This window comes from Rhizobium sp. FG113 (assembly GCF_057809895.1).
The window spans coordinates 791,135-804,039 of record NZ_JBMDKV010000001.1; the positions used below are offsets into that span (position 1 = coordinate 791,135).

At 63.1% G+C, this 12,905-nt stretch carries 14 protein-coding genes; 12 read left to right on the forward strand and 2 right to left on the reverse strand.

The window, feature by feature from the left end:
* From ACODTZ_RS03440 to ACODTZ_RS03465, 6 genes are all read left to right on the forward strand, one after another.
* Window positions 1-960, forward strand: a complete 960-nt coding sequence (locus ACODTZ_RS03440) for an ABC transporter permease (protein WP_489023771.1) — start codon at window positions 1-3, stop codon at window positions 958-960.
* Complete coding sequence (locus ACODTZ_RS03445; protein ID WP_047503954.1) at window positions 960-1,967, forward strand: ABC transporter ATP-binding protein; 1,008 nt, start codon at window positions 960-962, stop codon at window positions 1,965-1,967. Before ACODTZ_RS03440 ends, ACODTZ_RS03445 begins: the two co-directional genes overlap by 1 nt.
* The gene (locus tag ACODTZ_RS03450) at window positions 1,967-2,959 is read left to right on the forward strand and encodes an ABC transporter ATP-binding protein (protein WP_018901281.1); all 993 of its coding nucleotides are present in this window, start codon (window positions 1,967-1,969) and stop codon (window positions 2,957-2,959) included. Before ACODTZ_RS03445 ends, ACODTZ_RS03450 begins: the two co-directional genes overlap by 1 nt.
* Window positions 2,956-4,017 (forward strand): four-carbon acid sugar kinase family protein, encoded by a 1,062-nt coding sequence (locus tag ACODTZ_RS03455; RefSeq protein ID WP_489023774.1) that lies wholly within the window; start codon window positions 2,956-2,958, stop codon window positions 4,015-4,017. Before ACODTZ_RS03450 ends, ACODTZ_RS03455 begins: the two co-directional genes overlap by 4 nt.
* Window positions 4,018-4,036: 19 nt before the next feature.
* On the forward strand, window positions 4,037-4,795 hold the full coding sequence (locus ACODTZ_RS03460) for a FadR/GntR family transcriptional regulator (RefSeq protein ID WP_018901283.1): 759 nt from the start codon (window positions 4,037-4,039) through the stop codon (window positions 4,793-4,795).
* A gap of 79 nt (window positions 4,796-4,874) precedes the next feature.
* Window positions 4,875-5,642 (forward strand): SDR family oxidoreductase, encoded by a 768-nt coding sequence (locus tag ACODTZ_RS03465; protein WP_489023776.1) that lies wholly within the window; start codon window positions 4,875-4,877, stop codon window positions 5,640-5,642.
* A gap of 18 nt (window positions 5,643-5,660) precedes the next feature.
* On the opposite strand, the gene uxuA is transcribed toward ACODTZ_RS03465, so the two are convergent.
* Both uxuA and ACODTZ_RS03475 read right to left on the reverse strand, forming a co-directional pair.
* Entirely contained in the window at window positions 5,661-6,848 is a 1,188-nt protein-coding gene (gene uxuA / locus ACODTZ_RS03470; protein ID WP_489023778.1) for a mannonate dehydratase, read from the reverse strand.
* 43 nt (window positions 6,849-6,891) lie between these two features.
* A complete protein-coding gene (locus ACODTZ_RS03475) occupies window positions 6,892-7,614 on the reverse strand; it encodes a GntR family transcriptional regulator (protein ID WP_018901285.1) in 723 nt (240 codons plus the stop codon).
* 212 nt (window positions 7,615-7,826) lie between these two features.
* Here ACODTZ_RS03475 and ACODTZ_RS03480 point away from each other — a divergent pair, with 212 nt between their 5' ends.
* From ACODTZ_RS03480 to recX, 6 genes are all read left to right on the forward strand, one after another.
* The gene (locus tag ACODTZ_RS03480; RefSeq protein WP_113177537.1) at window positions 7,827-9,002 is read left to right on the forward strand and encodes an extracellular solute-binding protein; all 1,176 of its coding nucleotides are present in this window, start codon (window positions 7,827-7,829) and stop codon (window positions 9,000-9,002) included.
* 57 nt (window positions 9,003-9,059) lie between these two features.
* Window positions 9,060-10,157: an ABC transporter ATP-binding protein gene (locus ACODTZ_RS03485; protein WP_489023781.1), complete on the forward strand. Its 1,098-nt coding sequence runs from the start codon at window positions 9,060-9,062 to the stop codon at window positions 10,155-10,157.
* Window positions 10,154-11,032 carry an ABC transporter permease gene (locus ACODTZ_RS03490; protein WP_489023783.1) on the forward strand — a complete coding sequence of 293 codons (879 nt, stop codon included), beginning with the start codon at window positions 10,154-10,156 and terminating at the stop codon, window positions 11,030-11,032. The genes ACODTZ_RS03485 and ACODTZ_RS03490 overlap by 4 nt, the downstream gene beginning before the upstream one ends.
* A 2-nt stretch (window positions 11,033-11,034) precedes the next feature.
* Window positions 11,035-11,877: an ABC transporter permease gene (locus tag ACODTZ_RS03495; protein WP_112981189.1), complete on the forward strand. Its 843-nt coding sequence runs from the start codon at window positions 11,035-11,037 to the stop codon at window positions 11,875-11,877.
* 129 nt (window positions 11,878-12,006) lie between these two features.
* Complete coding sequence (locus ACODTZ_RS03500) at window positions 12,007-12,222, forward strand: hypothetical protein (protein WP_018901290.1); 216 nt, start codon at window positions 12,007-12,009, stop codon at window positions 12,220-12,222.
* 99 nt (window positions 12,223-12,321) lie between these two features.
* Window positions 12,322-12,873 (forward strand): recombination regulator RecX, encoded by a 552-nt coding sequence (gene recX / locus ACODTZ_RS03505; protein ID WP_489023786.1) that lies wholly within the window; start codon window positions 12,322-12,324, stop codon window positions 12,871-12,873.
* The last annotated feature ends 32 nt before the right edge of the window (window positions 12,874-12,905 follow it).

Consider the following 12,905-nt stretch of genomic DNA (forward strand, 5'->3'; position numbering starts at 1 on the left):
ATGTCTGCCATCCCTCTCTCTCCCGTCGCCGCTCAAGAAGAGGTACCCGTCAGCCTGTGGCGCGATGCCTGGTATCGCCTGAAGCGCAACAAGCTTGCCGTCTTCGGTCTCGCAGTCGTGCTCATTCTGGCCTTCGTCGCGATCTTCGGCCCTTATCTGACGCCTTATGACTATCTCAGCCAGGACCTGCAGGCCCGCAACGCCGTTCCGTCGTTGACGCATCTCTTCGGTACCGACGATCTCGGCCGCGACGTCTTCAGCCGCGTCGTCTTCGGCACCCGCACGGCCTTCCTGGTCGCGGTCATCGTCACCGTCATCGCGGTCTTCATCGGCACCTTGCTCGGCGCCATCGCCGGCTTCTTCGGCAATCCGTTCGATCGCGTCATCATGTGGCTGACCGACATGACCATGTCGGTGCCCAACCTGCTTCTCGTCGTCGTCATCAACGCATCGCTGAAGTCGCCGATCACCAAGTGGATGGAAGCGCAGTATCTGGCGACCCTCAATCCCTTCTATCGCCAGACGATCTGGGTCGATTTCATGCTGGTCTTCGGCTCGATGGCGCTCATTTCCTGGCCGCCCTATGCGCGCCTCGTTCGCGCCCAGGTCCTGTCGATCCGCAGCCGTCCCTATATCACCGCCGCCCAGGCGCTCGGCCTGTCGAACTGGATCATCATGAAGCGCTACGTCATTCCGAACGCGCTTGGCCCGTTGATCGTCTCGGTCAGCGCCGGTCTCGGAACGGCCATGGTTCTCGAGAGCGCCTTCAGCTTCCTCGGCGTCGGCGTCAATCCGCCCACGCCCAGCTGGGGCAACATGATCTCCGACGGCCTGCGTGTCTGGCAGCACTATCCGCATCTGCTCGCCGCTCCGGCCGCCGTCCTCGGCCTTGCCTCGGTCGCCTTCAGCTTCCTCGGCGATGGCCTCAACGACGCCCTCAATCCGCGGGGTTCCAAATAATGAACACGACGCGATCCAATGAGAAACTGCTCGATGTCCGCGGCCTGACCGTCGAGATCGACGGCAGGAACGGTCCGGCGGTCGTGGTCGATGGCATCGACCTTTACGTCAACAAGGGCGAGACGCTCGGCGTCGTCGGCGAATCCGGCTGCGGCAAGAGCCTGACGATGCTGAGCCTGATGCGGCTTCTGCCGAACAAGATCAAGGTCACCAAGGGTTCGGCGAGCTTCGATGGCCACGACCTGCAGAAGATGTCGAACAAGGAGCTGCGCAAGGTGCGCGGCGGCGATATCGGCTTCGTCTTCCAGGACCCGATGACGTCGCTGAACCCGGTCATGCGCATCGGCGACCAGATCTGCGAGCCGCTGATCTATCACCGCGGCATGAAGAAGGCCGAGGCGCGCACGCGCGCCGTCGAACTTCTACGCCTTGTCGGCATCCCCGGCCCGGAAGAGCGGCTGCAAGCCTACCCGCACGAGCTCTCCGGTGGCATGCGCCAGCGCGTGATGATCGCGATCGGCCTTGCCTGCAATCCGAAGCTCCTGATCGCCGACGAGCCAACCACGGCACTCGACGTCACCATCCAGGCGCAGATCGTCGATCTGGTGAAGGACCTGCGCGCCAAGCTCGGCATGTCCGTCGTCTGGATCACCCACGATCTGGCGCTGATCGCCGGTCTCGTCGATCGCGTCGCCGTGCTTTACGCCGGCACCGTGGTCGAGGATGCGCCGGTCGACGAGCTCTATGCCCGTCCGAGCCACCCCTATACGCGCGGCCTCTTGGCCTCCATCCCGAAGCTGTCGGATGCGCCGGCAAGCCGGCTGAGCTCGATCGGCGGCACGCCGCCGGAGCCTGGCCGTCGCCCCAAGGGTTGCCCCTTTGCCCCGCGCTGTCCGCTGGCGGAAGCCGTCTGCCACGAGCGCGTGCCGAAACTTGAACCCATTTCAGGCGCCGGAAACCACCGCACCGCCTGCTTCGTCGTCCAGAAAATGCAGGAGGCCGCGTGATGGGTGCCCAACCGCTGCTCAAGGTCGAAAACCTCGTCAAGCATTTCCACGTCAAGCTCGGCGCCTTCGGCGAACGTTCGGCGACGGTCTATGCGCTCGACAACGTCAATCTCGACATCATGGAGGGCGAAACGCTCTCGCTCGTCGGCGAATCCGGCTGCGGCAAGTCGACGACCGGCTTCACCATCCTCAACCTCTACAAGGCGACGTCAGGCAAGGTCGTCTACAAGGGACAGGATCTGGCGACGCTGGATGAAAAGCAGATGCGGCCCTTCCGCCGCGACCTGCAGATCGTCTTCCAGGACCCGTACTCGACGCTCAACCCGCGCATGACGATCGGCGAGGCCGTCGGCGAGCCGATCCTTTTCCACAAGCTCTGCACCAAGGCCGAGCTGAAGGACCGCGTCGCGGCACTGCTCACCGACGTCGGCTTGCCGACCCGCTTCGCGCAGCGCTATCCGCACGAGCTTTCCGGCGGCCAGCGCCAGCGCGTCGTCATTGCCCGCGCGCTTGCCTGTCAGCCTAAGTTCATCGTCTGCGACGAGGCGATCTCGGCGCTCGACGTTTCGATCCAGGCGCAGATCATCAACCTGCTGCTTGACCTGCAGGAAAAATACGGCCTGACCTACCTGTTCATTGCCCACGACCTCGCCGTCGTGCGCCATATCAGCACCCGCGTCGGCGTTATGTATCTCGGCCGCCTGGCGGAGCTCGCGACCCGCGAGGAATTGTTCGAAAACCCACTGCACCCCTATACCAAAGCGTTGCTGTCGGCCGTTCCGGAAACCGATCCGGAGCTCGAGCGCACCCGCACCCGGCAAATCCTGCAGGGCGACGTGCCGAGCCCGCTCAATCCGCCGAGCGGCTGCCGCTTCCATTCGCGCTGCCCGATCGCCATGGATGTGTGCAGCAAGGTCGTGCCGGAGTGGAAGGAAGCCAAGCCCGGCCACCTCGTCGCCTGCCACGCGGTCAACACGGGACAGGCTGCATGACGTTGAAGGTCGCGATCATCGCCGACGATCTGACCGGCGCCCTCGACACGGGAACCCCCTTCGTCGACGCCGGTCTTTCCGTTGCCGTGGCGATCGAGATCGAAGTCATCGACGATGCTCTGGCGACTGGTTGCGAGGTGGCAGTTGTTAACACCGCCTCGCGCGCTCTCCCGGAGGGGGAAGCGGCGAGAAGGGCCGGCCTCGCGGCCAGCGCTCTTCTTGCCGCACATCCCGATATCGTCCTGAAGAAGATCGATTCCCGGCTGAAGGGCAATGTGGCAGCGGAGAGTGCCGCCATTGCCGCCGTCTTCGGCCATCGAGAGATCACGATTGCCCCCGCCATTCCCGACCAGCAGCGCTTTACCCGCGACGGCCGTGTCGTCGGACGCGGCGTTGAGAAGCCCTTGTCGGTTTCCGCTCTTTTTGAGGGTCGTGAAGACCGGGTTGTTGTCGTCGATGCCGACAGCGATGCCGATCTGGACCGGCTCGTCTCCGGACACGATTGGCAGACGACGCTTGCCGTCGGCGCGCGCGGCCTCGGCAGCGCCATTGCCCGTCGTCTTCGCCGTGGACACGATGCGACGATTGTATTCGAACCGGCCCGCAACACACTTTTCGCCTTTGGCTCACGCGACCCGATCACCGCTGAGCAGATGGCTCGGCTTGAGACATCGGGCGCCCTGCGGACGTCAATCTCAGCGCCGATGGGCGCGCTCGATGCGATCGAAACGCTGGGCTTGCCGGCGCTGCTGTGCTGCACCGGGGAAATGTCGGAGGATGCGGTAGCCGTCGCCGATCGCTTCGCCAAGGGTGTTCAATCGGCGATCGAGCGGACGCGGCCCGATATGCTGATGGTCGGCGGAGGCGATACGGCGCTGGCGGTGTTTCGCGCGCTTGGCGTTCGCACCTTGCTGCCCAAGGGGGAAATAGAGGCGGGGATACCCTGGTTCGATGTGACCGATGTCGATGGTCGCCATTTCCGTTGTGCGGTAAAATCCGGGGGCTTTGGGAATTCCGATAGTTTGCTAAGACTGATTCCTCAGAATCAGGCGGCGTAAAGTAATGCCGGCGGGGAGAATGGACGTGGATGAAGCAAACGGTGCGCCGGCAACCCCGGCGCCGAAGCCGGAGCGAGGCAAGCCTATGAAACTGGTGGACCGTGTGTTCGATCAGTTGCAGGAGCGTATTCGTGCCGGAAACTATCCGCCGGATTCAAGGCTGCCCGGCGAGCACGAGCTGGCGTCCATGCTTGGCGTTTCCCGGCCGATCGTTCGCGATGCGCTGGCCAAGCTGCGCGACCAGGGCATGGTCTATGCCCGCCAGGGAGCAGGAACCTTCGTCAGCGCCAACAGCTCGCCCACGACGCATCTTTCCTATTCGCCGGTCAAAACGATCGCCGATATCCAGCGCTGCTACGAATTCCGCCTGACGATCGAGCCGGCCGCCGCCTATTTCGCCGCCAAGCGCCGCGACGAGGCCGCGATCCAGAAGATCGCCTCGGCGCTTGCCGATCTCCGGGAAGCCACGAGCCATCAGCTGCACCGGACCGATGCGGATTTCAATTTCCACCGCGCTGTGACGGAAGCTGCCAACAACCACTATTACACCGCCTCGATCGATGCGCTCAAAGCTCATATCGCGGTTGGCATGCATCTCCACGGGCTGTCCTTGCTGGGACCGAGACCCGGGCTGGAGCAGGTCTTCCAGGAGCACAACACCATCTACAAGGCGATTGCCGAAGGCCGGGCCGAAGAGGCGCGTGACCTGATGCAGTCGCATCTCGAAGGCTCCCGAGATCGATTGTTCGAGGGCAGGGCGCTCGATCTGTCGTTTTGATGCTTTTGGACATCGGGTGGCTTGCCGCCGCAGCGTTTCGCGCTCATGTAGACCGGATCAGGCTGCATGGAGACTTGGCATGACATTTCCGCTGTTCGACCTCACAGGCAAGCGCGCGCTGGTGACTGGATCGTCGCAAGGCATCGGGCTGACCTTGGCGCGGGGGCTCGCCGAACACGGCGCGTCGGTCGTGATCAACGGGCGCGACGCCGGCAAGCTCGCCACGGCATCGCGTAGCCTGTCTGAAGCCGGCCACGATGTTCATGTCTCCACCTTCGATGTCACGGATCATGACGAGGTGAAGAGCGCCGTCGATGCGATCGAGCGCGATATCGGGCCGATCGACATCCTCATCAACAATGCCGGCATGAAGTTTCGCGCGCCGCTCGATGTGTTCCCGTCGGACAAATGGGATCAGCTGCTGCACACCAATATTTCCAGCGTGTTTTACGTTAGCCAAGCAGTCGCAACGCACATGATCGCGCGGGGCCGTGGCAAGATCATCAACATCGCATCCGTGCAAAGCGAATTGGCCCGTCCGGGCATCGCGCCCTATACGGCAACCAAGGGCGCGGTGAAGAACCTGACGCGCGGAATGTCGGCCGATTGGGCCAAGCACGGCCTGCAGGCAAACGCCATCGCGCCCGGCTACTTCGATACGCCGCTCAATCAGGCGCTGGTCGACAGCGAGGAATTCACCGCATGGCTGGAAAAACGCACGCCCGCCGGACGCTGGGGTAACATTGACGAGTTGATCGGCGCCGCCGTGTTTCTGGCAGCGCCGGCGTCCTCTTTCGTCAATGGGCACACTCTCTATGTCGATGGCGGCATCACCACCTCTTTGTAAGATGTGGGAACGCTTTCGTCAGGTCGGCGGCGCGCCCAGCGCGTGCAGGATGCCGCGAAGCTCGGCAAGCCCTCTCAGGCGACCGATGGCCGGATAGCCCGGCGTGGTGGTCTTGGTGAGGTCGTCGAGCATGCGGTGGCCATGGTCGGAGCGGAAAACGATCGTCTCATCGGCTTTGCGGTTACGGTCCTCGGCGACCAGTTCCTTCAGCACGGCGACCATGTCGACATCCCCTTCGAGGTGAGCGCTTTCGTGGAAGCTGCGGCCGTCGCCTTCGCGTTTCGTCGCCCGCAGATGCGCGAAGTGAATGCGCGAGGCAAACCGGCGTGCAATTGCGGGCAGGTCGTTATCATCTCGTACGCCAAGACTGCCGGTGCAGTAGCACATGCCGTTCGCCGGTGACGGGGCAGCATTGAACAGCGCCGCATAATCCTCGGCGGTGGAGGCGATGCGCGGCAGGCCGAACAACGAGCGTGGCGGGTCGTCGGGATGGAGCGTCAGCTTGACGCCACGGGCTTCCGCCACCGGCGCCACAGCCTCAAGAAACTCGATGAGATGCTGACGCAGCCGGCCCGCGTCGATGCCGGCATAGGCGGCGAGGCGGTCGCGAAATTCCGGAATGGTCAGTGGTTCGGTGGTTGATCCCGGCAAGGCCGAGGTGATGTTGCGGGTGATGTCGGCAATGTCGCTCTCCGACATGGCGTCGAAGACCTTGCGGGCGCGGGCCTTGTCGTCCTGGGAGTAGGCCGCATCGGCGCCATCGCGCTGAAGAATGAAGAGATCGAAGGCGGCGAACTTTTCATGGTCGAACCGCATCGCCGTCGCGCCGGTGTCGATCTCGTGGTCGAGGTCGGTTCGGGTCCAGTCGACGACGGGCATGAAATTGTAACAGACGATCGGGATGCCGCAGGCAGCAACCGCTTCAAGGCTTGCGATCCACGCCTCGATCTCCGCCTTCGCTTCTCCACCCTTGCGCTTCACGGCATCGGGAATCGGAATGCTCTCGACCACGGACCACGTGAGCGGCGAGCGCCCTGATGGCGTCGTCTCGATCATCGCTTGGCGCTCGCGCACCTCGGCCTCGGTCCATGCACGGCCGATCGGTACCTGGTGCAGCGATGACACGATGTTGGTTGCCCCGGTCTGCCTCACCTCGTCGAGCGCGACCGGCGCATCCGGTCCGAACCATCTCCAACCCTGCCGCATCTGTTTCCTCCTTCAATGCCTTTTGTTTTGGTGTCGCCGTTCGTCAGCAGAAATAATCGGGGTAGCGCGTGCGCAGCTCCGCCACATCAGGGATGACCGCGCTCAGATGATGCGTCATCGCGGCGCGGGCGGCCTCCACGTCATGCGCGGCGATCGCGTCGCGGATGATCGCGTGCTCGCCCACCACATTCTCCATGCGGCCGAGCACCGGCAGCGTCAGCCGCCGAGCGCGGTCTATCTGGACTTTGACGGATTTGAGGATGCCCCAGATGCCTGGATAGCCGGCAATCTGCGCGATGGCCTCGTGGAAGGCTTCATCCTCTTCGTGAAAACCGGAAGTGTCGCCCAGAATGGACAGCGCCCGCTGCCGCGTGATGATGGCGTCGAGACGGGAAAGGTCAGCCGCCGAGGCGATCTCCGTTGCACGCTCGACCGTCGTTCCCTCCAGCGCCTTGCGCACCACGACAGCCTCGGGGATCGCCGAAACCGGTACGCGCGACACGACGGTGCCCGACTGCGGATAGATATCGACCAACCCGCCTTCCGACAGCCTGAGCAGAGCCTCGCGAACGGGCGTTCGGCTGACCGCGAAATCCTCGGCGATCCGTTTTTCCTGCAGCGCCATGCCGGGCGGCATCTTCAGCGAGACGATATCGTTGTAGAGCCGGTCGAAAATGGCGTCCGCCGTCGTAACGCGCCGCAGCTTTGCCGGCCGCTCGGCCTGCGCCGAAAGCTCGGGAATGGCGGTGGCTGCGGCTGGATGCATGTAGGGCCCTAACGTTGACTTGAATGTGCATACTAGTATATCAATTCTACATGGCTGCCAAGATACACCGTGGAGGAACGGTGTTTCTGGCAAGAAATTCAGGAGGTTCCAAACAAAGCCGGCCAGAAAATCCGACCGCATAAATGGATCAGGATACGCACGTGCACGGATTTGGTGTGCTCTGTGCGGCCAAAAGAGGAGGAGAGAACAGCATGAAATTTACCCGTAGAACATTCGTCGGGACCGCAGCCAGCGCTGCCGTCGCCGCCATGCTTCCCGTCAAGGTTTGGGCGCAGGCCAAGAAGCCCGCAAGCCCCGTGACCATCACCATCGCTGACGTCGCCGGCAACCTGGCGCTGACGCAGGGCATGTTTGAAGCCTATGCATCCGAAAAGGCCGATTGGGTCTCGAACTTCGCCTTCACCAAGGCGCCGGCCCCGGAACTTCCCGGCAAGATCAAGGCGCAGCAGGCGGCCGGAAAGGTCGATATCGACCTCGTACTAACAGGCACCGACGCGCTCTCGGCCGGCCTCGACCAGGGCCTCTGGCTCGATCTTGCCGCGCACAAGGCGGATCTTCCCGACATCGAAAAGATCCTGCAACCGCAGGCATTCAAGATGCAGGCGCTCGCCAAGGATCAGGGCATCGTCATCACCTATTATCCCTCGGGCCCGCTGATCGAATACATGCCAGACAAGGTCGCCACGCCGCCGAAATCGGCGCCGGAACTGCTGGAATGGGCAAAGGCCAACAAGAACCGCTTCATCTACGCCCGCCCGGCCAATTCCGGCCCCGGCCGCACCTTCCTCATGGGCCTGCCCTATCTGCTCGGCGACAGCGATCCTCGCGATCCGGTCAAGGGCTGGGACAAGACCTGGGAATATCTGGCAGCACTTGGCGAACACATCGAATATTACCCGACCGGCACCGGTCAGGTGATGAAGGAACTCGGCGAGGGGACGCGCGACATCGTCGTTTCCACCACCGGCTGGGACATCAACCCGCGTGCGCTCGGCATCGTTCCCGCCGAAGCGAAGGTGCAGAAGCTCGAAGGCTTCCATTGGGTGACCGATGCGCACTACGCCGTTATCCCCAAGGGCGTCTCCGACGAGAAGATCGCGGTGCTGATCGACGTCTTGAACTACATTCTGCAGCCCAAGCAGCAGGCGATCGCCTATGACGCCGGCTATTTCTATCCGGGTCCCGCCGTCAAGGACGTGACGATCGAGATGGCGCCGCAGGAAAGCCAGGACACGATCAAGGAGTTCGGCCGGCCCGAATATGCCGACTGGATTGCCAACAATCCGCTGGAGGTGCCGCTTGAGCCGAAGCAGCTCGTTGAAGCCTTCCGGATCTGGGACGAAAAGATCGGCGCCAAGAAGGGCTGATCGCTGACATCGCCGGCGCCGGCTACGATAGCCGGTGCCGGCCATTTCCGTCGTGACATGGAGAGTGGTTTGAACTCGGTAGCGAATACGGTGGCCTCTTCGCGCGGCACCGCGCGTCTTGAACTCGATGGGCTCAGCCGCTCCTTCGGCGCCTACAACGCGCTAGATGGCATCGATCTTGCGATCGAGCCCGGCGAATTCGTGGCCCTGCTTGGCCCGTCCGGCTGCGGCAAATCCACGGCACTTAACTGTATCGCCGGCCTTCTGGGCCTGTCCGGCGGGGAGATACGTCTGGGCGGCAAGCGCATCGACCAGCTTGAGCCCGAACGTCGCGGGTTCGGGATGGTGTTTCAGAGCTACGCGCTTTTCCCGCATATGAGCGTGCGCAAGAATGTCGGCTTCGGTCTCACCATGCAGGGCATCAAGGGACCGGAGGCCGACAAGCGGATCAACGACGCCTTGGCGCTGGTGCGTCTGGAAAGCCAGGCGGACAAGCTACCCGGGCAGCTCTCCGGCGGCCAGCAGCAGCGCGTGGCCATCGCCCGCGCCATCGTCATCCGCCCGCCTATCGTGCTCATGGACGAGCCCTTGTCCAATCTCGACGCCAAGCTGCGCCTGGAGATGCGCGCCGAAATCCGCGGCATTCACGATCAGATCGGCTCGACGACCATCTACGTCACGCATGACCAGGACGAGGCGCTGTCGCTGGCCGACCGCATCGTGGTCATGAGCCAGGGACACATCGAGCAGATCGGCTCGCCGCAGGATCTCTATCAGCGCCCCGTCAATGTCGGCGTCGCCGACTTCATGGGCTTTCGCACCCGCGTGCCCGGCAAGGTCGTCTCGGTCTCCGGTGATGAGGCCGAGATCGACGTTGCCGGCGCACGCATCACCGGCACGATGCGCACGCCGCTCAAGCCCGGCGACGCCGCCATCCTGTCCGTGCGGCCCGAGGATCTGGTGGCTGCCGACGAGGGGATTGCCGCTAGCGTATCAAGCATGGAATATCGCGGCCGCGCCTTCTTCGGACTGGCGCGCTCGGCCGACGGCTCCGACCTCTATTTCCGCGCCGACGACGCGTTGCCGCGCGGAACGGCAACGCGGCTGAAGCCGATAGCGGGCAGGGCGCTCCTGTTCGGGGACAGCGCACGATGAGCGCGCCGTCGCTTCGAACGCGGCTGGCCGCCCGGGGCTTCGACGGCACCACCATGCTGATCCTGCCCGGCCTTGCCTTCATGATCGCGTTATTCGTCTATCCGTTTCTCTATGGCGTCGTGGATTCGTTGACGCCGAAGGATGGCGCCTGGTACGCCAACTACGCCAAGTTCTTCAGCGATCCCTTCCAGTACAACACCATCGGCGCGACGCTCTGGCTGGCGCTGCCGGTGACGATTATCAACCTCGCCTTCGCCGTGCCGGTTGCCTTTCGTGTCCGGCTGATGCAGCGCCAGCGTCTGCTGACGACCATTCTGGTACTACCAATCACGCTCGGCACGGTGTTCGTCGCCGACGGCTTGCTGACGTTCCTCGGACCGCGCGGCTGGTTCAACCACACGCTTCTCATGATCGGCCTCATCGACAATCCGATCAAGCTGACCAACAACTACTGGGGCGTCTTCGCATCGCTGCTGATCACCGGCTTCCCCTTCGCCTTCCTGCTGACGCTATCCTATATCACCGGCATCGATCCGGCGATCGAGCAGGCCGCCGCCACGCTTGGGGCCGGGCCGAGGCAGCGTTTCATGCGCGTCTTTCTGCCGCTGCTGGTGCCGGGGCTTGCGGTGACCTTCTGCCTTGCCTTCGTTCAGGCATTCGCGGTGTTTCCGTCCGCCGTGCTGCTGGGCGCACCGGCGGGGCCGACCCGCGTCATCTCGATTGCCGCCTATCAGGCCGCGTTCGAGCAGTATGATCACTCGCTGGGCTCGGCGATCGCGCTCATCATGGGCGGCGTCGAGCTTCTAGTGGTGCTGGCCGTTCTCGGCGCACGCTCGTTCTTCTACCGCGGCCCCGCCGGCGGCACGAAAGGCTGACCATGATCCGCGACCAAGGCCTCACCTCGAAGATCTGGCGTTTCGCCATCTGGGCGCTCGCCACGCTCTTTGTTCTCAATCTGCTGGCGGTCATCGCCGCCGTCGTCGTCAACTCGTTCGCGACACGATGGCTGGGCACATGGCTGCCGGCTGGCTGGACAACGAAATGGTATTTCAGCGCCTGGAAGGAATTCCAGCTCTCCAGCGTCGTCCTCGTCACCTTCGAGATCGTCTTCACCGTCGTCATCATTTCAGGCATTCTCGGCGTGATGACGGCCTATGCGCTGGCGCGCCGCGACTTTGCCGGCAAGCGCGTGGTCATTCTCCTTTTCCTTCTGCCTCTGCTGATCCCGCCGCTCACCTACGGCATCCCGCTGGCGACGGTGCTTTATCAGCTCGGACTGGGCGGAACCTTCTGGGGCGTCGTTCTCATCAACGTGGTGCCGTCGCTTCCCTTCGTGGTCTTGGTGATGATCCCCTTCATCGAGCAGATCGACCCACGCATCGAAGCCGCCGCCCGTGTGTTTGGCGCAGGCACCACCAGCCTGTTCCTGCGCATCTTGCTGCCGCTGCTCCTGCCCGGCATGCTGGCAGCATTGCTCTTGGTGCTGGTTCGCACCATCGCGATGTTCGAGCTCACCTTCCTCATTGCCGGGCCGACCACGCAGACCCTCGTCGTGTCGCTCTATTATGCCGTGTTTGCATCCGGCGTGCGGGCTGGCCAGTCGATCGATGCCATGGCGGTCGTCTACATGGTGACGACGTTGTTCTGGCTGGTGATCGCGTTGCAGTTCGTCAACCCTACGCAGATCGTCGCGAGGGCAAAGCAGCAGCCCGCGCACTGAGCCGGGCCGCTCGCGGAATTAATCCTTCTGTTAACAGAAAACTTATTGAGTAGGGTGGGTGTTCTTGACTATCGGCAGGTGGCTGCCAAGTATTGTGGGCGTGACGGTCATTTCTTGAGGAATTTGATCATGGCGCAGTACAAAGAGACCAACCGCTTTCACTGTGAGAGCAGTTCGGGCGCGCATTACGTTGTTATCGAGCAGATCCTGACATCGCGTTTGGCGCTTGATGTCGCAACGCATCCGCGCACCGATTACGTTACCGACACCGGCGAGATCGCCGAGCGGCTGGATGACGATACCTTCCTTCTGCTTCTGTCGGCGGAAGTCCTGCACGTTGCCTGAGGCGGGGTGAGGCAGGAGAGTGCTGGAAATCCCTGCCGGATGGCATTAACTGGCTGAAACGACCTGCTCCAGGCGATTCTGGACGCGATCCGGAACGCCATGGCCGACGAAGACACGCAATCCGATATACCTACCAGCCGCATGCAGAGCTGGGCGCGCAACTCGACCATCTACCGCTTGGGACGGCAGATGATGACCGAGAAGCAGCTGGCCGATGCGATCTCGCGCAAGGCCAAGCAGAAATTCGAGAACATATCCGAAGCTCAGATCAAGGCGCTCGCCGATCTCGCGGTCAAGTTCGGCCATGAGCAGGGCGGATTGAACGATGTCGTCTACGCCGAGATCAGCGTGCGATCCGGCGTGCGCAGCGGCCGGTCGAAGCGGATCATGGCGCAGAAGCTCGCGATCAAGGGCATCGACCGCGAGACCGCCGTCATCGCGCTCGAAGAGAGCGACGACCTCGTGGCCGCGATCAACTTCGCCCGCAAACGCGGCTTCGGCCCCTTTCGGCGCGAGGAGGCCGACGAGAAGCGCTACAACAAGGAAATGTCCGCTTTCGCCCGCAACGGCTTCGGTTTCGAATTGGGACGCTCCGTTCTCGGCATGAGCCGCGATGAAGCCGAGACCGTGCTCGACGAGCCACGGTCTTAGACGCAAGCGATAGAACTCGAATTTCGGGTGCC

Bases quoted from the DNA above. Each gene is read 5' to 3' on its own strand.
- ACODTZ_RS03440 (WP_489023771.1), top strand. From the start codon at position 1: ATGTCTGCCATCCCTCTCTCTCCCGTCGCCGCTCAAGAAGAGGTACCC.
- ACODTZ_RS03445 (WP_047503954.1), top strand. From the start codon at position 960: ATGAACACGACGCGATCCAATGAGAAACTGCTCGATGTCCGCGGCCTG.
- ACODTZ_RS03450 (WP_018901281.1), top strand. From the start codon at position 1,967: ATGGGTGCCCAACCGCTGCTCAAGGTCGAAAACCTCGTCAAGCATTTC.
- ACODTZ_RS03455 (WP_489023774.1), top strand. From the start codon at position 2,956: ATGACGTTGAAGGTCGCGATCATCGCCGACGATCTGACCGGCGCCCTC.
- ACODTZ_RS03460 (WP_018901283.1), top strand. From the start codon at position 4,037: ATGGACGTGGATGAAGCAAACGGTGCGCCGGCAACCCCGGCGCCGAAG.
- ACODTZ_RS03465 (WP_489023776.1), top strand. From the start codon at position 4,875: ATGACATTTCCGCTGTTCGACCTCACAGGCAAGCGCGCGCTGGTGACT.
- uxuA (WP_489023778.1), bottom strand. From the start codon at position 6,848: ATGCGGCAGGGTTGGAGATGGTTCGGACCGGATGCGCCGGTCGCGCTC.
- ACODTZ_RS03475 (WP_018901285.1), bottom strand. From the start codon at position 7,614: ATGCATCCAGCCGCAGCCACCGCCATTCCCGAGCTTTCGGCGCAGGCC.
- ACODTZ_RS03480 (WP_113177537.1), top strand. From the start codon at position 7,827: ATGAAATTTACCCGTAGAACATTCGTCGGGACCGCAGCCAGCGCTGCC.
- ACODTZ_RS03485 (WP_489023781.1), top strand. From the start codon at position 9,060: ATGGAGAGTGGTTTGAACTCGGTAGCGAATACGGTGGCCTCTTCGCGC.
- ACODTZ_RS03490 (WP_489023783.1), top strand. From the start codon at position 10,154: ATGAGCGCGCCGTCGCTTCGAACGCGGCTGGCCGCCCGGGGCTTCGAC.
- ACODTZ_RS03495 (WP_112981189.1), top strand. From the start codon at position 11,035: ATGATCCGCGACCAAGGCCTCACCTCGAAGATCTGGCGTTTCGCCATC.
- ACODTZ_RS03500 (WP_018901290.1), top strand. From the start codon at position 12,007: ATGGCGCAGTACAAAGAGACCAACCGCTTTCACTGTGAGAGCAGTTCG.
- recX (WP_489023786.1), top strand. From the start codon at position 12,322: ATGGCCGACGAAGACACGCAATCCGATATACCTACCAGCCGCATGCAG.